Source organism: Stenotrophomonas sp. 05N423 (assembly GCF_056397145.1).
Genome location: NZ_JBFTMV010000002.1, coordinates 423689 through 443503, shown reverse-complemented (window position 1 = coordinate 443503; position 19815 = coordinate 423689). Strand labels below are relative to the sequence as shown.

General features: G+C 69.8%; 18 protein-coding genes and 1 tRNA gene. 11 read left to right on the top strand and 8 right to left on the bottom strand.

All coding sequences use genetic code 11. The features are described from left to right. Positions 1–5: 5 nt before the first annotated feature. Positions 6–332 carry a YerC/YecD family TrpR-related protein gene (locus AC1DGW_RS05880; RefSeq protein ID WP_478020461.1) on the bottom strand — a complete coding sequence of 109 codons (327 nt, stop codon included), beginning with the start codon at positions 330–332 and terminating at the stop codon, positions 6–8. 122 nt (positions 333–454) lie between these two features. Between AC1DGW_RS05880 and AC1DGW_RS05875 the strand changes: the two genes are divergently transcribed. Next, positions 455–1597, top strand: coding sequence for a hypothetical protein (locus AC1DGW_RS05875; protein ID WP_478020459.1), 1143 nt, complete (start codon positions 455–457; stop codon positions 1595–1597). A 44-nt stretch (positions 1598–1641) separates the two neighbouring features. Here the strand turns inward: AC1DGW_RS05875 and hisS are convergent, their stop codons facing one another. After that, positions 1642–3063, bottom strand: coding sequence for a histidine--tRNA ligase (hisS, locus tag AC1DGW_RS05870; RefSeq protein ID WP_478020457.1), 1422 nt, complete (start codon positions 3061–3063; stop codon positions 1642–1644). A gap of 109 nt (positions 3064–3172) precedes the next feature. Here hisS and AC1DGW_RS05865 point away from each other — a divergent pair, with 109 nt between their 5' ends. Then, positions 3173–3931, top strand: a complete 759-nt coding sequence (locus AC1DGW_RS05865) for a Crp/Fnr family transcriptional regulator (RefSeq protein ID WP_478020455.1) — start codon at positions 3173–3175, stop codon at positions 3929–3931. Between the two features lie 80 nt (positions 3932–4011). Continuing rightward, positions 4012–4461 carry a hypothetical protein gene (locus AC1DGW_RS05860; protein WP_478020453.1) on the top strand — a complete coding sequence of 150 codons (450 nt, stop codon included), beginning with the start codon at positions 4012–4014 and terminating at the stop codon, positions 4459–4461. A 130-nt stretch (positions 4462–4591) separates the two neighbouring features. On the opposite strand, the gene thrC is transcribed toward AC1DGW_RS05860, so the two are convergent. The 6 genes from thrC to AC1DGW_RS05830 all read right to left on the bottom strand — a co-directional run bounded on the left by thrC (position 4592) and on the right by AC1DGW_RS05830 (position 11722). Beyond that, complete coding sequence (thrC, locus tag AC1DGW_RS05855) at positions 4592–5890, bottom strand: threonine synthase (protein ID WP_478020450.1); 1299 nt, start codon at positions 5888–5890, stop codon at positions 4592–4594. A 42-nt stretch (positions 5891–5932) separates the two neighbouring features. Continuing rightward, positions 5933–6862, bottom strand: coding sequence for a homoserine kinase (locus AC1DGW_RS05850; RefSeq protein WP_478020447.1), 930 nt, complete (start codon positions 6860–6862; stop codon positions 5933–5935). A gap of 11 nt (positions 6863–6873) precedes the next feature. Continuing rightward, positions 6874–9378 carry a bifunctional aspartate kinase/homoserine dehydrogenase I gene (gene thrA, locus AC1DGW_RS05845; protein WP_478020445.1) on the bottom strand — a complete coding sequence of 835 codons (2505 nt, stop codon included), beginning with the start codon at positions 9376–9378 and terminating at the stop codon, positions 6874–6876. A 495-nt stretch (positions 9379–9873) separates the two neighbouring features. Then, positions 9874–10806 carry a DMT family transporter gene (locus tag AC1DGW_RS05840; protein ID WP_478020440.1) on the bottom strand — a complete coding sequence of 311 codons (933 nt, stop codon included), beginning with the start codon at positions 10804–10806 and terminating at the stop codon, positions 9874–9876. A gap of 84 nt (positions 10807–10890) precedes the next feature. Further along, complete coding sequence (locus AC1DGW_RS05835) at positions 10891–11586, bottom strand: helix-turn-helix transcriptional regulator (protein ID WP_478020438.1); 696 nt, start codon at positions 11584–11586, stop codon at positions 10891–10893. A 59-nt stretch (positions 11587–11645) separates the two neighbouring features. Further along, positions 11646–11722 (bottom strand) — tRNA-Arg (locus AC1DGW_RS05830). A 152-nt stretch (positions 11723–11874) separates the two neighbouring features. Between AC1DGW_RS05830 and amaB the strand changes: the two genes are divergently transcribed. The 8 genes from amaB (at position 11875) to AC1DGW_RS05790 (ending at position 19750) form a co-directional block, all read left to right on the top strand. Beyond that, a complete protein-coding gene (amaB, locus tag AC1DGW_RS05825; RefSeq protein WP_478020436.1) occupies positions 11875–13407 on the top strand; it encodes an L-piperidine-6-carboxylate dehydrogenase in 1533 nt (510 codons plus the stop codon). Positions 13408–13509: 102 nt separating this feature from the next. Beyond that, entirely contained in the window at positions 13510–13797 is a 288-nt protein-coding gene (locus AC1DGW_RS05820) for a DUF4190 domain-containing protein (RefSeq protein WP_478020434.1), read from the top strand. Positions 13798–13804: 7 nt separating this feature from the next. Next, entirely contained in the window at positions 13805–14572 is a 768-nt protein-coding gene (locus AC1DGW_RS05815) for a class I SAM-dependent methyltransferase (protein WP_478020432.1), read from the top strand. Between the two features lie 6 nt (positions 14573–14578). Then, positions 14579–15634 carry a quinone-dependent dihydroorotate dehydrogenase gene (locus AC1DGW_RS05810; protein ID WP_478020430.1) on the top strand — a complete coding sequence of 352 codons (1056 nt, stop codon included), beginning with the start codon at positions 14579–14581 and terminating at the stop codon, positions 15632–15634. Continuing rightward, positions 15631–16671 carry a UDP-N-acetylmuramate dehydrogenase gene (gene murB / locus AC1DGW_RS05805; protein WP_478020428.1) on the top strand — a complete coding sequence of 347 codons (1041 nt, stop codon included), beginning with the start codon at positions 15631–15633 and terminating at the stop codon, positions 16669–16671. The genes AC1DGW_RS05810 and murB overlap by 4 nt, the downstream gene beginning before the upstream one ends. 32 nt (positions 16672–16703) lie before the next feature. After that, positions 16704–17567 (top strand): DMT family transporter, encoded by an 864-nt coding sequence (locus tag AC1DGW_RS05800; protein ID WP_478020686.1) that lies wholly within the window; start codon positions 16704–16706, stop codon positions 17565–17567. Between the two features lie 132 nt (positions 17568–17699). Next, complete coding sequence (locus AC1DGW_RS05795) at positions 17700–18371, top strand: response regulator (protein WP_478020426.1); 672 nt, start codon at positions 17700–17702, stop codon at positions 18369–18371. A gap of 62 nt (positions 18372–18433) precedes the next feature. Further along, positions 18434–19750 (top strand): sensor histidine kinase, encoded by a 1317-nt coding sequence (locus tag AC1DGW_RS05790; protein WP_478020684.1) that lies wholly within the window; start codon positions 18434–18436, stop codon positions 19748–19750. Positions 19751–19815: the final 65 nt, after the last annotated feature.

Genomic DNA, 19815 nt, shown 5'->3' with positions numbered 1-19815 from the left:
TTGTCTCAGTTGGATTCGGTTTTGCGCGCGGACAGCCGCTCGATGGCGACGGCATAACCACCGGCGCCGTGCTCGAGCGAGCGCGCGACCCGGCCGATGGTGGTCACGCTCACCCCGGTCAGGTCGTATATCTCGCGGTAAGGCACGCCCTTGCGCAGCAGCGGCACCACGCGCCAGCGGTCGGCCATCGCCTCCAGCTCGGCCGGCGTGCACAGATCGCGCAGGAAGGCCTGCACGTCCTGCGGCCGCTCCAGCGCGGCGAATGCGCACGCCAGCGCCTTGAGGGAAGCGTCGGAAGCCTTTTCGCGGTCAGAGTCGGGGCGCGTCTTCATACGTACCAATGTAATAGCGTGCTAATACATTAATCCAAGCTGGCAGCCATCGTCAAACCGCCCTCCTTGTGCCCCCTTCCGGCAGGTGCTCCAATGCCTCGCGCCCCCGGCAAAGGCACGGCATGAAACGCTTCGCATGGATGGCTCTGGCCCTGCTTTCGGCAACATCAATGGCGGCAGCCGCGCCACCGATCACAACGCAGGACGCACTGGCCGACTACCTCGTCCTGCATGAGGGGAAGCCCTCGCCGCTGGACGCGCTGCCGGCGGGCGCTCGCGCCCGTTTCCTGGCAGGCATCCGCTTCGACCGCGGACAGGCGCACCCGCAGCTGGCCGATATCACCCTGCTGCCGAAACGACAGGGCAAGGAGATCCTGTCGTTGTTCGGACTTTCTTCCCTGGCCGAGAACCCGGCGCTGCAATGGGCCGAAGCGCCCCTGCAGGTGCCCACCGGCATCAGCGACTTCGAAGCGCGCTACAACGATCACCTGCGGGCCGCGCAGGGAGCCTCCCTGGACGAGGCCTTCCCGGAGCTGGCGATGCCCGGCGCAATCCGGCGCCTGTCCAGCTACGAGCTGGTGTTGCTGTTGCGCCTGTTGAGACAGGCGCAGTTCGACCAACTGCAGGCCAGCCATGTCGACGCCGTCCTGGCAGCCGGCAAGGAATTGCTGGACCGGGATGCACTCCCCGGCAATCTGCGGGAACTCCCCTACGACACTCTGCTGCTGGCACGCAGGTTCGATGATGCGCGACGATATGCCGCCGCCCTGCCCACCCACCCGGCTGCACGCTTCGATGATCGTCCTGCGGCCGGCAAGGTCGCAGCCGCATGGCAGCAGCAGCCGGCGACAGGCACATGGCGCCCGGAAGCCATCGACCTCGCGCCGACGCAGATCCTGGTGCTGGCCGGTTGTCATTTCTCCGACGACGCGGCCACCGCCATCGAGCGTGATCCGGTACTCGGTCCCTCGTTCGCCCTCCATGCACGCTGGCTGGCCGCGCCGCCGGGCATCGAGGACATGGATGCCGTGGAGGCATGGAACCGGCGGCACCCGACGCAACCGATCCTGCCGATCCATGACAGACAGCAATGGGCACTGCTGCCCGAGGGCTGGGAGATGCCGACCTTCCTGGTGATCCGCGACGGCAAAGTGATCGACCGGCTCAGCGGATGGCCGGCCGGGGACCCCGCGCATCACCGGTCACTGCTGGCGATGTTGCGGCATGCCGGCCTGCTGCCGGCACCCGCGCAGGATGCCGACTGAACGATGCGGGCGGGACCGCAGGACTACGACCTGCCCGGCACCGCTCAACGCGCCATGGCGCGGGCCTGTTCCAATTCCACCTGCAGCGTGGAGGCCAGTTCGTCGCGGGCGACCTCGAACTGCTGCTCGCGCAGCAGGTCCTTGACCGCGACCACGCCGCGCGCCAGTTCGTCCTCGCCGGCCAGCACCACGAAACGGATGCCGGCCTTGGCCGCGTACTGGAACTGCTTGCCGATCTTCTTCGGCTCCATCTGCACTTCGGTGTTGATGCCGCCGGCGCGCAGGCGGCGGGCGATGTCCAGCGACTGCGGCATCGCTGCCTCGTCCATCAGCGCCACCATCGCCTGCACGCTGCTCCCGGCGATGCCCTCGATCAGGTTGGCCTCGCGCAACTGCCAGAACAGGCGGGTCAGGCCGATGGAGATGCCCACGCCCGGCAGCTTCGACTTGGTGTAGTGGCTGGCCAGGTCCTCGTAGCGGCCGCCCGAGCAGATCGAGCCGATCTGCGGGTGGTCCAGCAGCGTGGTCTCGTAGACGGTGCCGGTGTAGTAGTCCAGGCCGCGGGCGATGGAGAAATTCAGGCAATACGCGCTTTCCGGCACGCCCAGCGCCTTGACCAGCTCCAGCACTTCGCGCAGTTCGGCGGCACCGGTACGCAGCGACTCACTGGCGGCGTCGCCGGCGTCGTCCAGCACCGCGTCGATCTTCGCCAGCGCGTCGGCGTGCGACTGCGAGCGGACCTCGACGAAGGCAAGGATGCGCTCCACGGCATCGGCGGGCAGGCCGAAGTCCGGACCGACCAGGGTTTCGCGCACGTAATCGGCACCGCGCTTGTCGAGCTTGTCGACCTCGCGCAGCACCAGCGCCTGCTGCTGCGGATCGGACACGCCCTGCGCCTCGAAGAAACCGCGCATCAGCTTGCGGTTGTTCAGCTGCACCGCGAAGCTGCCGATGCGCAGTTCGGAGAACACCGCGTGGATCACCGCCAGCACTTCGGCGTCGTAGCGGATGCTCAGCGCGTCCTTGCCGATCACGTCCACATCGCACTGGTAGAACTCGCGGAAACGGCCGCGCTGGGCGCGCTCGCCGCGGTAAACGCGCTGCATCTGGTAGCGGCGGAACGGGAAAGTCAGCTCGTGCTCGTGCTCGGCCACGTAGCGCGCCAGCGGCACGGTCAGGTCGAAGCGCAGCGCCATCTCGGGCAGGCCCTTCTCGCCGCCTGCTTCAACCGCGCTGGCGGCCGCGTTGGCCAGCGCGCCGGTGGACTGCACGAAATACACCTGGCGCTCGGTCTCGCCGCCGGACTTGGTCAACAGCACGTCGGACAGCTCGAACACCGGCGTCTCCACCGGCAGGAACCCGAAGCGCTCGTAGTTGCGGCGGATGACGTCCAGCATGCGCTGGAACGCAATCTGCTCGCGCGGCAGCAATTCCATGATGCCGGGCGGCGTACGGGGCTTGATCACGGGCGAAACTCCTGCAAACGGTGGGGGTGAGCGGACGCCAATTCTAGCGCCACGCCGCCCCGGCCGACCGCATGAAGTATCATGTGCGCACGTCCCCCGCCCCGAAGCCATGACCCGGTCCGTCCCCGGTTCCGAGCCAAACTCCGCATTGCCCTCCGTTTCCGAAGGAAGCGGCGCGCGCGAGTGCCTGCAGTGTTCGGTGCGGCATCTGTCGGTGTGCTCGGCGCTGTCCTGCGACGAGGTGCAGGCGCTGGAGCAGATCACCGCGTCCATGCCGGTGCCGATGGGGGCCACCCTGGCCCGCAGCGGCGAGCCGCGCGCGCATGTGTTCACCGTGACCGAAGGCGCGCTGCGGCTGGTGCGCACGCTGGCCGACGGCCGTCGCCAGGTCAACGGTTTCGTGCTGCCCGGCGACTACGTGGGCCTGAGCGGCAGCGACCGCCACCGCTACGACATCGAGGCCATCGCCGAGAGCCGCGTGTGCCGCGTATCGACCTCGCAGATGCGCGACCTGCGCCAGCGCTTCCCGCACCTGGAACGCAAGCTGCTGCAGCGCGCCTGCCAGGAACTGGACGCCGCCCAGGACAACGCCCTGGCGCTGGCGCGGCTGCAGCCGCCGGAACGGCTCGCCGATTTCCTGCTGCGCCTGGCCGCGCGCGAGGCCATGCAGGGCCAGGTCGGCAACCGCGTGGCGCTGCCGATGGGCCGTGGCGACATCGCCGACCACCTGGGCCTGACCATGGAAACGGTCAGCCGCACCTTCACCAAGCTGCGCCAGCAGGGGCTGATCGCCCTGCCGCATCTGAACGTGGTCGAGATACTCGACTTCGCTGGCCTGCAGAAGCTGGCCAACGACGACCTGGGCTGAGCCGCCCGGCATTTGACGCTCCACCGCCCGGCCTGCAAGCTGGGCGTGGCCGCCACCACTGGCGGCGCCCCGGAGGCCTCATGTCGCGTGCTGTCGCCCCACTGCTCTCCATCGTCATCGGCATCGGTTTCGTGCTGCTGGTTCTGTATGCCTGGCCGCCGATCGCCGCCCACAACACGGTTCCCATGCGACTCGCCCAGGCCGGGCTGTCCGGCACCGCCTGGTACAGCGCACTGACCCTGCAGGACTTCGCGATCAACCTGCTGCTCGCCCTGCCCGCCGCCTGGCTGCTGCGGCGGCTGGGACGCGACCGGCTCCGTTTCCACTGTGCACTGGCCACGCTGGCTTTCGCCACCGCCTTCACCGCAGCGGCGGGCCTGCCGGTGTTCTCCGCTGGCGGCTTCATCGTTGCCGGCTGGCTGTTGATGCTGGCAGCCCTGCCGGTGGCGACATGGCTGCTCGGCCTGCTGCCCGGACACAGCAACAGGCGTGGCCGCTCCGGCGACCAGCCACGCACACGCACCGCCTAGCCCGATCGCCGGTCTGGCACCATTTTGACCAGACCGGCGCGAACGCCCGCCGGCATTGGCCCGGCGGGCACTTGTCCACAGGCTTTCCTCGCCGCACTCCACATCCGCTGTGGACAACGCGGTGTAACGGTCAACCCAGCAGCGCGTCGCGCAGCGCTGCGTACTCCGGCGCGCAGGGCTCGGCATGGGCCGGACGCTGCAGCAGTTCGGCCAGCGCCGGCGGCACCGGCACCTCGCGACCGATCAGCGGCTCGACCACCGTCTCGAACTTGGCCGGATGCGCCGTCGCCGCCACCGCCCAGTGTTCGTGCGCCGCAGCCTCGCCACTGGCGCGCAGCTGCTCCAGCACCCGCACAGCGGTAGCGGTATGCGGGCAGAACACTTCACCATGCCGCTGGTGGCGGGCGGCGATGGTGTCGCGGATGGCGGCGTCGTCCACCGCGCGCGAAAGGAACTGCGCGCGCAGCACAGCGTCGTCGCCGGCATACAGCCAGCGCAGCCGCTCGAAGTTGCTGGGCGCGCCCACGTCCATCGCATTGGCAAGCGTGGCCACGCTGGTGCGGGCCTGGTACTCGCCGCCAGCGAAATAGTCCGGCAGCACGCGGTTGGCGTTGGTGGCCAGCACGATCCGCCCCAGCGGTACGCCCAGCGCGCGCGCCATGACCGCCGCCATCGCATTGCCGAGATTGCCGGTGGGAACGACGACGTTCAGCAGCGAGCCCTGCGCGGCGTGATGGGTCAGTGCCGCATGCGCGTAATAGCTCATCTGCGGCAGCAGGCGGCCGAGGCTGATGCTGTTGGCTGAACTCAGCGGCACCTGCGCCTGCAGCCCGGCATCGTTCAACGCCTGCTTGACCATGGCCTGGCAATCGTCGAACGCGCCGGCCACGCGCAATGCGCGGATATTGCCGCCCAGGCAACCCAACTGGTGCGCCTGTCGCGGCGACACGCGCCCGTCCGGGTACAACACCACCACCTGCAGGTTGGGTTGATTATGGAAGGCGGCGGCCACGGCCGCGCCGGTATCGCCGGAGGTCGCGACAACAATCGTCAGCGGACGCTCCTGCCCCGCGCGCAGCCGCGACAGGCTGGCGGCCAGGAAGCGCGCGCCGAAATCCTTGAACGCCGCCGTCGGCCCATGGAACAACTCCAGCACATGGTCGTTGCGGGTAGCCAGGCGCCGCAGCGGCGCCGGAAAATCGAAGGCTTCGGCGCAGATCCGCGGCAGGTCCGCCTCCAGACCGTCGCCGGCGAAGAACGGCTGCAGCAGCGTGGCCGCGGTATCGGCCAGCGCGTCGCCCGCCTGCAGGGCACGGGCCGGAGGCATCTGCTGCGGCACATACAGGCCGCCATCGGGCGCGAGGCCGGCGGCGATGGCCTGACTGAGTGTCGCGGCGGGGGCATTGTTGCGGGTGGAGATGAAATGCATCGAGAAGATTCCGTGAAGTGCCCTCCGCAGGAGGGCGGGATTTCAAAGCAACCGTGCGCCCGGGCTGTTCAACGGCGTCACCCAGCTCTGGCTGTCGAAGCCAGCCTCGGCGAACGCGGCCCGCACCTTCGGCGCGGCGGCCTCCGCCGCGTCGCGCGTCTGGAACCATGCGAACACGCTGGGCCCGGCGCCGGAAATGCTGGCCCCCAATGCGTCGGCAGCCAGCGCAGCCTGCTTGGCCGCGTCGAAGCCGGCGATCAGCGGCGCACGGCGCGGTTCGACCAGCACGTCGCGCAGGCCGGCGCGCACCAGCCCGGCATCGCCGGCATGGCAGCCCGCCAGCACCAGTGCCAGATTGGCGCTCTGCGCGACGAACTCCTTCAGTTCGTAGCTGCCTTGCAGGGCCGCGCGCGCGCGGCGGGTCTCCAGCAGCGCGTCCGGGTGCACCAGCAGGCTGTGCCACTGCGCGGGCACCGGCACGGGCACCAGCCGCTCCAGCGTGGACAACACCAGCCCGCCGAGGAACATCGGCCCGAGGTTGTCGCCATGGCGGCTGCCGCTGGCCACCGCCTCGCCTTCCAGCGAGTACAGGTACAACTGCTCCCGGCTCAACGGCGCATCCAGCAGGGCGTTGGCCGCGACCAGCGCGGCCACGCACGAGGCTGCCGAGCCGCCCATGCCTGAGCTCAGCGGTATGCCCTTGTCGATCTCGATCTCGAAGCCGAACGGCAGCGCCAGCGCCTGCCGCAGTGCGATCAGCGCCGCGCCGGCCGTGTTGCCGGCGGCCTCCCGGGGCAGTTCCGCGGTGGTACCACGGATCGCCGCGATGCGGACCTCCTCTGCCGCGATGCGCCGCACCGTCACCGTATCGCCGACACCGGCCACGGCATAGCCGAGCAGGTCGAAGCCGACCGCCACATTCGCCACCGACGCCGGGGCGAAAGCGCGCGCCTCGCGCAGGCCATTGTTCATCACCGCTGCACTCACAGTCGTGCGCCCTCCCCGGCAGCCACCCGCAGCACGTCGGCGAACACGCCGGCAGCCGTCACTTCCGGGCCGGCGCCCGGCCCCTGCACCACCAGCGGATTGTCGCAGTAGCGGCGGGTGGTGAACTGCACCACGTTGTCGGTCAAGCGCAGGTTGGCGAAGGCATGGTCGGCCGGCAGTTCCACCAGGCCAACGCTGGGCGCCTGTCCCGGCGCGAACTGCGCGACGTAGCGCAGCACATGGCCGCGCGCGCGGGCGTCGGCCAGGCGTTGTGCGAATGCGACGTCCACCTCGTGCAGCCGCGCCATGAAATCCTCCACGCTGGCCTGGCGCAGCGCGTCGGGCACCAGGCTCTCCACCGCCACGTCCTCGAGACTGAGCGCATGGCCGGCCTCGCGCGCCAGGATCACCAGCTTGCGTGCCACATCCACGCCGGACAGATCGTCGCGCGGGTCCGGCTCGGTGTAGCCCATCGCCCGCGCCTGCGCGACCAGTTGCGAGAACGGCACGCTGCCGTCGTACTTGTTGAACAGCCACGCCAGCGTGCCGGAGAAGATGCCGGCGATCGCGGTGACCTCGTCGCCGGTATCGACCAGGTCGCGCAGCGTGGTGATCACCGGCAGCCCCGCGCCCACCGTGGCCTCGTAGCGGAAGCGCGCACCGGTGGCGCCGGCCGCCTCGCGGATGGCCTGGTAGCGCGCCAACGGCCCGGAGCCGGCCTGCTTGTTCGGCGTGACCACGTGGATGCCGGCGGCGAGCCAGCCGGCATAGCGGTCGGCTACGTCCGGGCTGCCGCTGCAGTCGATGATCAGGGTGTGCGGCAGGCGCGCGGACAGCAGGTGCTCGGTGAAGCGGTCCAGGTCGGCCGGTTCCGCGGCAGCCTCGAAAGCGGCCTTCCAGTCGCCCTGCACGCCGCGCGTGTCCAGCAGCATGCGGTTGCGCGACAGCACCGCGCGCAGCCGCAGGTCCAGCTTCGCCCGCGCCAGCAACTGCGGCTGGGCGACGCGCAGCTGTTCCAGCAGGGCGGCGCCGACATTGCCCGGGCCGATCACGCCCACCGAAAACGTCTGCGGCGACAGCCAGAACCCGGCATGCGCGGCACGCAGCGCCTTGGTGGCGTCGCGGGCATCGATGGCCACCGAGATGTTGCGTTCCGACGAGCCCTGCGCGATGGCAAGGATATTGACCTGCGCCCGTCCCAGCGCCTCGAACAGGCGCGCGGCCACGCCCGGCTGCCCAGCCATGCCATCGCCCACCGCGGCCAGCACGCTCACGCCTTCGGTCAGCTGCACCCGCTGCACCTGCCCGGCGGCCAGTTCGTGCGAGAACGCCTGCACCAGCGCATCGCGCGCGCGCGCCGCCTCGGCCTGGCGCACCACGCAGCAGATCGAATGTTCGGACGAACCCTGCGAGATCATCACCACCGACACATGCGCGTTGCGCAGCGCCGCGAACACGCGTTCGGCGGTGCCCGGCACGCCGATCAGGCCGGTGCCCTCGACGTTCAGCACGGCCAGGTCGGGGCTGAGCGTCAACCCCTTGATCGGCCCGCTGCCGGCGCTGACCGCGGTGATGCGGGTGCCCGGATGCTGCGGCTGGAAGGTATTGCGGATGATGATCGGCAGGCCACGCTCGATCGCCGGCGACATGGTCTGCGGGTGCACGACCTTGGCGCCGAAATAGGCCAGCTCACAGGCCTCGTCGTAGCTCAGGGCTTCCAGTTGCACCGCCTCGGGCACGACGCGCGGGTCGGCCGAGAGCACGCCGTCCACGTCGGTCCAGATGTGCAGCTCGTCGGCGGCGAACAGTGCGGCGAAGATCGCGCCGGAAAAATCGCTGCCGTTGCGGCCCAGCGTGGTGATGTTGCCCTTGCGGTCGCGGGCGACGAAGCCGGTCACCACCAGCCGCCGCGCCGGATGCGACTGCCGCCACAGCGCCAGCTTGGCGGCACTGGACTTCCAGTCCACGTCCACGCCGAGTTCGCCGTGGTTGACCACCAGCACCTCGCGCGCGTCCAGCACGTCGGCGTCCTCGCCCAGCGCCTGCAGGTGGTGGCCGAGCAGGTGCGCCGAGAACACCTCGCCCAGGCCCTGCACGCGGTCCAGCACTTCCTGCGGCAGTTCGCCGATCACCGCCAGCGCGGCGAGGATCTCGCGCAGCCGGTTGAAGCGCGCGTCCAGCCATTCGATGGTCGGCCCGGAGTTCTCGGCCAGCAGCGATACCGCCGCCGCGCGGTGGCGGGCACGCAGTTCATGCCAGCGTTCGTCCCAGGCCGCGTCGGCGCCGGCAGCCAGCCGGGCCAGGTCGATCAGCGCATCGGTGACGCCCTTCATCGCCGAAACCACGGTGACCTGCACGTCTTCCTCGCGCGCCAGCAACAGCTGCGCCACATGGCGGTAGCGGTCGGCGTTGGCCACCGAAGTGCCGCCGAACTTGTGGACGACACTGCGGACGGCGACGTCCGCGACGGGAGCGAGGGGTGAAGCGGCAACTGGCGACATCGGATGAACCTCGGCTGGAGGCCCCGACACGCATCAGGATGGGAGCCCCCGCATCCTGATCCGGGTGCGGGGCCGTGGTTTTCGGAAACTACGCGAAGACGACGGGCCGCACCGGGCGAGTGGTGACGGTAATGGTGGTGGTAATGGACATGCAGCCGCTGCCCGGCAGCGCGCCTGCAGGCGGCTGGACGATGGCGAAGAGGGGCGGCGACGTGTGCATGCGGTCAAGAGGACACCAGCCATGAATGCGCTGTCAAGTGTTGCGACGCAAAAGACCACTTGCATCCATCGTCGGCGAACGCGCATTTATCGGTTGCAAATGTCATCAACACCGATCATCGCCCATCTATCCGGCAAGCATCGGCAAAACGCCGCTTCCTGGATCGGGACCGGCGATCGCGCCACCCCGTGCTGCGACCGCCTGCGGAGCGCCCACCGGGAAGCCCCGTCCGCCGGAACTGCGCGGAACGGGCGCATCCGCCCCACCACGCCGGGTCAATGCGGAGCCAGTGCCTCGGCCGCGGGCCGATGCGCGGCCGCGCTCAGCACCACGCCGGCGAGCAGGCAACCCGCGGCCAGCAGCTCCAGCGGCAACGGCCAGCGCTGCTGCCAGAGGAAGCCGTAAAGCAGGCCGAACAAGGTCTCGAACACGATCATCTGCCCGCCCAGGGTGAGCGGCAGTGCGCGGCTGGCGCGGTTCCAGCAGGCGTTGCCGAGGATCGACGCCAGCACCGCCACCGCCGCGGCCGCCAACCAGAACTGCCCCCACTCGGTCGGCGGACGCCCCTGCCCTCCGCCAGCGAACGCGAGCGGCGCCACCAGCAGCGCTAGGCCGCCTGTCGCCACACCCGTCAACAACGACCAGTCATGCCCGGACACCTCCGGGCAGCGCGCCAGCCAGCGCGTATTGCCCACCGAGTACACCGTCCACGACACCAGCGCGCCGACCGCGCACAGCAGGCCCACCAGGCGCTGCCCGGCACCGGTGTGCACATGCGAAGAGGCCATCGCGGCCCACCCCATCAGCACCACCCCGGCCACGCACAGGGCCAGCGCCGGCGCCAGTTTCGACAGCGGCAGCGCCCCCGGCTCGCGCGAGGCGGTGACCGCCACCAGTACCGGCACCATGCCGACGATCAGCGACGCCGCCGCACCACCGCTCCACTGCACCGAAATGGACAGCAGCACGTAATACAGCAGGTTGCCCAGCAGGCTGAGCCAGGCCAGCGCGCCCCATTCGGCGCGGCCGATGCGCGAACGCAGCGCCGGCCAGCGCGGCACCAGCAACACCAGCGCGATGGCGCCGTAGACCAGGTAGCGCGCGGCCGCCAGCTGCAGCGGCGCGAATCCAGCCAGCATGGCCGGAGCCAGGAACACCACGCCCCACAGCGCCCCGGAGGCCACGCCGTTGGCGATCCCGACACTCATCGAACGACTCACGCCTGCCGCACCATTGCCATGGAGAAGGGCGCGCAGTGTAGGCACCGCCCCGGCGGCACGTCTTGACCGAGGCTACTGCCGGGCACGCCACTGTCGCGGCGTGCGCCCGCTTTCCCGCCGCAGCGCGCGGGTGAACGCACTCTGTTCGGAATAGCCGGCGCGCTGGGCGATGTCGCTGATGCTGGCATCGCTGCCCAGCAGTTGCCGCTTGGCCCAGCGCAGGCGCGCGGCACCGACCCAGGCCAGCGGCGGCAGCCCGAATTCGCGGACGAACAGCGCATGCAGGCGGCTGCCGCTGACCCCGGCAATGGCCGCCATGCGCGCCACCGACCAGTCCAGCCCCGGCGCCGAAACCACGGCCATGCACACGCCCTGCAGCCGCGCACCGCTGCCCGCCGGGGCGAAATGCCGCAGCAGGCGCGGCAACGGATCGCCCGCCAGCCCACTGGCCGGCAACCCCTGCAGGCGCTGGCGCATCTCCAGCGGCAACGCCAGCCAGGGCTTGCGGTACAGATGTTCCAGCGTGTCGTCGTCGAGCACGCCTGCCGGACAGTCGACGATCAGGCAGCAGTGGTCGCCCAGCGCTTCCAGCTCATGGGTCCGGCCGGGCGCGACGAAGGCGCCCTGCAACCCATCCAGATGGCCACCGGCGCCACCCACCTCGAACTGCAGCTCGCCGCGCACCGGCAGCACCCACTGCGCATAGTCGTGGCACTCCAGCCCGGTGGGCCCGAGGTAACGGCGCAGGTGGGGAGTGCTGGCGGACATGGAGGCGGTCTGCGCAGGAGGCGGCGGCCGCCGCAGGCATCGCGCGGCAAGCGGAACGATGGTGGCCCCGACACGATTCGAACGTGCGACCTGTCCCTTAGGAGGGGACCGCTCTATCCAGCTGAGCTACGGGGCCTGCGGACGCGTATTGTGGCATGCCGCCGCCGCATCCGGCATCCACCCAGCGCCAAGAAACATGCGCGGCTCTGCTAAAATCGGGGTTCTGCATGCCGCACCCCACCTCTGCCAGCGGCTGCGCCCCCCAACGCAAAGCAATCAGGAGATTTCATGTCCTTCGAAATGCTCAAGGCGCTCGGCCTCGACGCTTCCAACGCTGGCACCTATCTGGGCAATGGCGAATGGTCCACCGCCACCGGCGCGGGCGTTCTCAAGCCGCAGAACCCGACCACCGGCGAAGTGATCGCCGAGGTCCAGGCCACCACCGACGCCGACTACGAGACCATCGTCACCCGCGCCCAGGAGGCCTACAAGGTATGGCGCACCACCCCGGCACCGCGCCGCGGCGAAGCCGTGCGCCTGTGCGGTGAAGCGCTGCGCCGTCACAAGGACGCGCTGGGTTCGCTGGTCGCGCTGGAAATGGGCAAGTCCAAGCCGGAAGGCGACGGTGAAGTGCAGGAGATGATCGACATCGCCGACTTCGCACTGGGCCAGAGCCGCATGCTGTACGGCTACACCATGCACTCCGAGCGTCCGGGCCACCGCATGTACGAGCAGTACCAGCCGCTGGGCCTGGTCGGCATCATCTCGGCCTTCAACTTCCCGGTCGCGGTGTGGGCATGGAACTCGTTCCTGGCGGCGATCTGTGGTGACGTCTGCATCTGGAAGCCGTCCAACAAGACCCCGCTGACCGCGATCGCCTCCATGAAGATCTGCAACGAGGCGCTGCGCGAAGGCGGCTTCCCCGACATCTTCTTCCTGATCAATGATGCCGGCACCGAACTGTCGGAAAAGCTGGTGGACGACAAGCGCATTCCGCTGATCTCCTTCACCGGCTCCACCCGGATCGGCCGCCTGGTCAACCAGAAGGTGGCCGCGCGTCTGGGCCGCTGCCTGCTGGAACTGGGTGGCAACAACGCCATCATCCTGGACGAGACCGCCGACCAGAAGCTGGCCGTGCCGGGCATCGTGTTCGGCGCCGTCGGCACCGCCGGCCAGCGCTGCACCACCACCCGTCGCCTGATCGTGCACGAATCGATCTACGACAACGTGCTGGCCACGCTGGTCAAGGCGTACAAGCAGGTCGAAGGCAAGATCGGCGATCCGACCGACCCGGCCAACCTGATGGGCCCGCTGAACAGCCCGGAAGCCGTGCAGCAGTTCCTCGCTTCGATCGCCAGGGCCAAGGCCGCCGGCGGCACCATCGAGACCGGCGGCACCGCCATCGACCGTCCGGGCAACTTCGTGCTGCCGGCGATCGTCACCGGCCTGAAGAACAGCGACGAGATCGTCCAGCACGAGACCTTCGCCCCGATCCTGTATGTGATGAAGTACTCGACCCTGGACGAGGCCATCGACATGCAGAACGGCGTGCCGCAGGGCCTGTCCTCCTCGATCTTCACCACCAACCTCAAGTCGGCCGAGAAGTTCCTGTCGGCCGCCGGCAGCGACTGCGGCATCGCCAACGTCAACATCGGTACCTCCGGCGCCGAGATCGGCGGTGCGTTCGGCGGCGAGAAGGAAACCGGCGGCGGCCGCGAGTCCGGCTCGGACGCGTGGAAGGTCTACATGCGCCGCCAGACCAACACCATCAACTACTCCGATTCGCTGCCGCTGGCCCAGGGCATCAAGTTCGACCTGTGATGGTGCCGGGCTCCCGCCCCGCGGGAGTCCTTTTCCCGCAGGAGCGCACCTTGGTGCGCTCCTGCGGTTCACTACGTTCACGCCCCCGTTGGAGACCCACCGATGAGCATTCCCGCACCACGACAGACCAGCAGCTATGCCGTGATCGCCCTGGTCGCCGGCATTCTCGGCTGGACCCTGCTGCCGTTCCTGGGCAGCATCGGCGGCATCATCTTCGGCCACATGGCGCGCGGCGAGATCCGCCGCAGCAATGGCCAGCTCGATGGCGACGGTCTGGCCATCACCGGTCTGGTGCTGGGCTGGGTGTCGGTGGCGATGTGGGTGCTTGGCATCCTCGCCTTCGTCCTGTTCTTCGGCGGTCTGGCCTGGCTGGCCGCGCTGAGCTCCTGAGACCGGCGTGCACACCGATCCGACCGAGCGTTTCAGCAACCGGGTAGCGGATTACGTCCGTTATCGCCCCGGCTACCCGGCGGCGCTGCTGGACTGGTTGCATCGTGACATCGGCATGCCGGCCACCACGCCGGTCGCCGACATCGGTGCCGGCACCGGCATCTCCACCCGCATGTTCCTTGACGCCGGCCACCCGGTGGTGGCGGTCGAGCCCAATGCCGCGATGCGCGAGGCCGCCGAGTGCTGGCTGGCTCCCGACCACCCGCAACTGAGCTTCGCCGCCGGCACGGCCGAGGCCACCACCCTGACCGATGCCAGCGTCGGCCTGATCAGCGTCGCCCAGGCCTTCCACTGGTTCGACACCGAGGCGGTGCGGCCGGAATGGCGACGCATCCTGCGGCCGGGCGGGATGGCGCTGGTGTACTGGAACTCGCGCCTGCTCGACGTCTCGCCGTTCCTGTCCGCCTACGAACAACTGCTGCTGGACTACGGTACCGACTACAGCGCGGTGGCCGAGCGCTACCAGGACGACGCGACAATGCGCGCCTGGTTCGGCGATGGCCTGCGCGGCATGGTCCAGCTGCCGAACACCCAGCACCTGGACTTCGACGGCCTGCGCGGCCGCCTTCTTTCTTCCTCCTACGCGCCGCAGGCCGGCCATCCACGGCATGCGCCGATGCTTGAGGCCCTGCGCGCCCTGTTCGATGCCCATGCGGTGGACGGACGGGTCGCCTTCGAATACCGAACCCGTGCCTTCATCGGCACGCTGGACTGAAACAGCATGTATCCGCTTGCCCGCCCCTTCCTGTTCGCCCTCGACGCCGAACGCGCCCATGGCCTGACGCTGTCCGCGCTGGAACTGGCCTGGCGCACCGGCACCACGCCGCTGCTCGCGGCGCGGCCGGCACCGATGCCGACCTCGGCGTTCGGCCTGGACTTCCCGAACCCGGTCGGACTGGCGGCCGGGCTGGACAAGAACGGCGAGCACATCGACGCGCTGTTCGGCCTGGGCTTCGGCTTCGTCGAGATCGGCACGGTCACCCCGCGCCCGCAGGCCGGCAACCCGAAGCCACGCCTGTTCCGGCTGCCTCGGCACGCGGCCATCATCAATCGCATGGGCTTCAACAACGCCGGCGTCGATGCGCTGGTGCGCAATGTCGAGCGCAGCAGCCAGCGCACCGGCCCGCTGGGCATCAACATCGGCAAGAACAAGGACACGCCCAACGAGGACGCGCTATCCGATTACCTGGCCTGCATGGAGAAGGTGTACCCGCTGGCCGACTACATCACCGTCAACATCTCCTCGCCCAATACCGCCGGCCTGCGCGAACTGCAGGAAGAGCAGGCGCTGCGGCGGCTGGTCGGCGGCCTGCGCGAAGCGCAGGAACACCTCGCTGCCCAGCATGGCCGGCGCGTGCCGATGCTGGTCAAGGTCGCCCCCGACCTGAGCGACCGTGACATCGAAGCAGCCGCGCGCGTGCTGGGCGAACTGGAAGTGGATGGCGTGATCGCCACCAACACCACCATCGGCCGCGAAGGCGTCGAACATGACCGGCGTGCGGCCGAAACCGGCGGCCTGTCCGGCGCGCCGCTGCTGGGCCAGTCCACCCTGGTGCTGCGCCGCCTGCGCGCGCGCCTGCCCGAGCGCATCCCGCTGATCGGTGTGGGCGGCATCCAGTCCGGCGCCGACGCGGTGGCGAAGATGTCCGCCGGCGCGACCCTGGTGCAGTGTTACAGCGGCCTGATCTACCGCGGCCCGGCGCTGATCGGCGAATGCGTGGATGCCATCCGCCGCCGCCGCGAGGCCCCGTCCCGAGGCGCCGTCGCCCCGCTATGACAACCGCTGCACCCTGGTCGCTGACCGAAAACGCGCCGCTGCGCTCCCTAAACACCTTCCACGTCACCGCCCGTGCGCCGCGGCTGCTGCGCGTGACCGACGCGACCGCCCTGCCCGAGGCGCTGGCCGCGGTGGCGCCGTCGCCGCTGCTTGTGCTGGGCAGCGGCAGCAACGTGCTGCTCGCCGCCGACCCGGAAGGCACCGTGCTGTGCTTCGACAACCGCGAGGTCGCCATCCTCGAACACCGCGCCGACCATGCCGTGGTCCGCGCCGGCGCCGGCGTGGTCTGGCACGAGCTGGTGCTCTGGTCTCTGGCCGAAGGCCTGTCCGGGCTGGAGAACCTGGCGCTGATCCCCGGCACCGTCGGTGCCGCGCCGATCCAGAACATCGGCGCCTATGGCGCCCAGGTCGGCGAGTTCATCCAGGCCGTCGAAGCCTGGGATACCCGGCAGCAGGAATGGGTGCAGCTGGACCAGGCGGCCTGCCGCTTCGGCTACCGCGACAGCCTGTTCAAGCGCGAAGCCGACCGCTACCTGATCACCGCCGTGCAGTTCCGCCTGCCGCTGCTGCACGAGCTGCGCCTGGACTACGCCGGCATCCGCGAGGAACTGCAGGCCATGGGCGTGGAACTGCCGGTGGCCGCCGACGTGGCCAACGCGGTCATCGCCATCCGCCGCCGCAAGCTGCCCGACCCCGACGTGCTCGGCAATGCCGGCAGTTTCTTCAAGAACCCGATACTGCCGCGCGAACAGGCCGAAGTGCTGTCCCTGCAATACCCGGCGTTGCCGGTATTCCCCGGCGACCACGACGGCAACCGCAAGCTGTCGGCGGCGTGGATGATCCAGGCCTGCGGCTGGAAGGGCCGGCGCGAGGGCGATGCAGGCGTATCGCCGGACCATGCGCTGGTGCTGGTCAACCACGGCAACGCCAGCGGCGCCGACCTGCTGGCCTTCGCGCGCCGCATCTCCGCCTCGGTGCTGGAGACCTTCGGCGTGCCGATCGAACCCGAACCGCGGCTGGTCGGCGCGCGCTGGTGAGCGCCGTCGCGGCCGCCGCCCCCCCTGCCCCGCTGCGTGCGGCGCTGCTGATGTTCGGCAGCGCCATGGCCTTCGGCCTGATGGCCATCGCCATCCGCCTGGCGACCGCCTACGTGCCGACCCAGGAAGTGGCGTTCTTCCGCAACGCCTTCGGCCTGCTCGCCCTGCTGCCGGTACTGCTGCGCCCTGGTCACGCACCGCTGCGCACGCAACAGCTGCCGCGCTACCTGCTGCGCAGCGCGATCGGCCTGGCCTCGATGCTGTGCGCCTTCTGGGCGCTGGGCCACCTGCCGTTGTCGCAGGCGGTCTCGCTGTCCTATTCGACGCCGCTGTTCGTGACCATCGCCGCGGTGCTGTGGCTGGGCGAGATCGTACGCGTACGCCGCTGGGCAGCGGTGATCGCCGGCTTCATCGGCGTGCTGGTGATCGTGCGGCCCGGCTCGCACGGCTTCCAGGCCGGCAGCCTGATCGCGGTATCGGCGGCCATGCTCAGCGCGCTGGTGTCGATCCAGATCAAGCAGCTCACCCGCGTCGACGGCCCGGACACGGTGGTGTTCTACACCTATGTGTTCTGGGTGCCGCTGTCGCTGGTGCCGGCACTGTTCGTATGGACCTGGCCGACCGGCATCGCCTGGCTGTGGCTGCTGGCCACCGGCATCCTGGGCACGGTCGGGCAGCTGCTGTGGACGCGCGCGCTCCGGCTGGGCGAAGTCTCGGCACTGACCCCGATCAGCTTCACCCAGCTGCCGCTGGTGGTGGTACTGGGCTGGCTGCTGTTCGGCGAGACGCTGGACCGCTGGACCCTGCTGGGCGCGGCCATCATCCTCGCCGCCAATGCGTATATCGCCCACCGCGAAGCGGTGCTGGCGCGCCGGGCGCGGCCGAAAGCGCCCTGAAAGCCGGCCCGGCCGATACTGCCGCCATCGTGAACGGCGGCAATGCCGGCACCGGCACGCCGACATTGGTTGGACACCGGCCATGCCACGCTTGCCGCCCATGGCCTCTGGTCCCGAGCGGGGAACGATCGCATGCGCATCCTGGTTGCCGAAGACGACCGCGACATCGCCGCCGGCGTGTGTGCCTCGCTGCAGCGGCAGGGGCACGCGGTGGACCACGTCGGCGACGGCGCACAGGCCGACGCGGCGCTGGCCGCAACCCGCTACGACATGCTCATCCTCGACCTGGGCCTGCCGTCGCTGGAGGGCACTGCCGTGCTGCAGCGCCTGCGCCAGCGCGGCGACAGCCTGCCGGTGCTGGTGGTCACCGCGCGCGACGGCCTGCAGGAACGGGTACGCACCCTTGACCTCGGCGCCGACGACTACCTGATCAAACCCTTCGCGGTGGACGAACTGGAAGCGCGGGTCCGCGCCCAGCTGCGCCGCGTCACCAGCAACGGGCAGCCGGAACTGCGCATCGGCAGGCTGCGCCTGGACCTGCCGGGGCATCGTGTCTGGATGAATACCGATCCGCTGGAGCTCACCGCGCGCGAGTTCGGCCTGCTCTCGGCGCTGGCCACGCGCCCGGACCGCATCAGCTCGCGCGCACAGCTGGTCGAAGCGCTGTGCAGCTGGGACGAGGAACTGACCGACAACGGCCTGGACATCGCCCTGCACCGGCTGCGGCGCAAGCTGCGCCCCGGCGGCATGGGCATCCGCACCGTGCGCGGACTGGGCTACATGCTGGAGGAAGCGGCCGAGTGAGCACGCTGCGCGCGCGCCATCCCAGCCTGCGCCGGCGCCTGCTGGCATTCCTGGCGCTGCCGATGCTGGCCCTGCTGCTGCTCAACGCGGTGATCACCTACCGCATCGCGCTGTCCTATTCCAACCACCTGCACGACCGCAACCTGCTCGACGACACGCAGTCCTTCGCGCGGATGCTGCAGACCATGCCGCTGAGCGGCGAACTGTCGCCGCAGGCACGCTTCCTGCTCGAATACGACCCCGACGGCCACGGCTACTTCAACGTGGACAGCCTGCGCCATGGCACCCTGGTCAGCAATGCCGACTTCACCGCCGTGGCCAAGTCGCAGGACTGCATCGATTCGACCCCGCTGCTGTACAGCGCCCACCTCAACCAGCAGAAGGTGCGCCTGGCCACGCTGTGCATCCAGAGCGCCACCGACCCGGGCGACCGGCTGGCGGTGACCGTCGGCGAGACTTTCGACGACCGCCGCCAGCGCGCCCAGGAAATCCTGATGATCACCATCCCGATGATGGCCCTGCTGATGCTGTGCGTCGGCGCGCTGGTCTGGTTCGGGGTCAATCACGGCCTGCGCATCCTGCGCCCGCTGACCCGGCAACTGGCCGAGCGCAAGCGCGACCTGGCGCCGATCTCCAGCCCGGACGTGCCGCGCGAGATCCTGCCGCTGATCGAGACCATCGATGGCCTGTTCGGCCGCCTGGCGGAAATGATCGCGCTGCAGGAGCGGTTCGTCGCCGATGCCGCGCACCAGCTGCGCACGCCGCTGGCCGGCATCAGCCTGCACGTGGACCGCGCGCTGGGCGCCACCGACGACAAGACCCGCACCGAGGCGCTGGAATACGTGCGCCGCCTCAACCAGCGCACCGCCCGCGTCTCCGGCCAGCTGCTGGCGCTGACCCGCGCGCAGGCGGTGCCGACGGTGGTGGAGACGCTGGACCTGACCGCGCTGGTGCCGGAGTGGGTCGCGATGCGCGTGCCCGAGGCGATCCGCGCCGGCGTCGACCTGGGCTACCAGCCGCCGGACGAAACCCTGCGGGTTCCCGGCTATGCGCCGGTGCTGCAGGAAGCGCTGGACAACCTGATCGACAACGCCCTGCACTACGCCGGTCGCGGTGCGACGGTCACCGTCGGCGTCGCCGCCCGCGGCGACCAGGTCGAACTCTACGTCGAGGACGATGGCCCCGGCGTTCCCGAGGCGGCGATGGCACGCCTGGGCGAACGTTTCTACCGGGTGGCTGGCACCCAGGAAAACGGCACAGGGCTGGGGCTGGCGATCGCGCATGAGGCGGTGGAGCACTTCCACGGCACGATCCACTACCAGGCCGCGATTCCGCACGGCCTGAAGGTTTCCGTCCTGCTGCCCCGGCTCGCCCTGTAGAACTGGGCAACACCCTGCTGTGGCTCTGCCGGTGGAGTCCCGCCGGACACCGCCCGGCGCTGCGC

Bases quoted from the DNA above. Each gene is read 5' to 3' on its own strand.
- murB (WP_478020428.1), top strand. From the start codon at position 15,631: ATGACAACCGCTGCACCCTGGTCGCTGACCGAAAACGCGCCGCTGCGC.
- AC1DGW_RS05810 (WP_478020430.1), top strand. From the start codon at position 14,579: ATGTATCCGCTTGCCCGCCCCTTCCTGTTCGCCCTCGACGCCGAACGC.
- amaB (WP_478020436.1), top strand. From the start codon at position 11,875: ATGTCCTTCGAAATGCTCAAGGCGCTCGGCCTCGACGCTTCCAACGCT.
- AC1DGW_RS05865 (WP_478020455.1), top strand. From the start codon at position 3,173: ATGACCCGGTCCGTCCCCGGTTCCGAGCCAAACTCCGCATTGCCCTCC.
- AC1DGW_RS05875 (WP_478020459.1), top strand. From the start codon at position 455: ATGAAACGCTTCGCATGGATGGCTCTGGCCCTGCTTTCGGCAACATCA.
- AC1DGW_RS05840 (WP_478020440.1), bottom strand. From the start codon at position 10,806: ATGAGTGTCGGGATCGCCAACGGCGTGGCCTCCGGGGCGCTGTGGGGC.
- AC1DGW_RS05795 (WP_478020426.1), top strand. From the start codon at position 17,700: ATGCGCATCCTGGTTGCCGAAGACGACCGCGACATCGCCGCCGGCGTG.
- AC1DGW_RS05790 (WP_478020684.1), top strand. From the start codon at position 18,434: ATGCTGGCCCTGCTGCTGCTCAACGCGGTGATCACCTACCGCATCGCG.
- AC1DGW_RS05850 (WP_478020447.1), bottom strand. From the start codon at position 6,862: ATGAACAATGGCCTGCGCGAGGCGCGCGCTTTCGCCCCGGCGTCGGTG.
- AC1DGW_RS05835 (WP_478020438.1), bottom strand. From the start codon at position 11,586: ATGTCCGCCAGCACTCCCCACCTGCGCCGTTACCTCGGGCCCACCGGG.
- thrA (WP_478020445.1), bottom strand. From the start codon at position 9,378: ATGTCGCCAGTTGCCGCTTCACCCCTCGCTCCCGTCGCGGACGTCGCC.
- AC1DGW_RS05820 (WP_478020434.1), top strand. From the start codon at position 13,510: ATGAGCATTCCCGCACCACGACAGACCAGCAGCTATGCCGTGATCGCC.
- thrC (WP_478020450.1), bottom strand. From the start codon at position 5,890: ATGCATTTCATCTCCACCCGCAACAATGCCCCCGCCGCGACACTCAGT.
- AC1DGW_RS05860 (WP_478020453.1), top strand. From the start codon at position 4,012: ATGTCGCGTGCTGTCGCCCCACTGCTCTCCATCGTCATCGGCATCGGT.
- AC1DGW_RS05880 (WP_478020461.1), bottom strand. From the start codon at position 332: ATGAAGACGCGCCCCGACTCTGACCGCGAAAAGGCTTCCGACGCTTCC.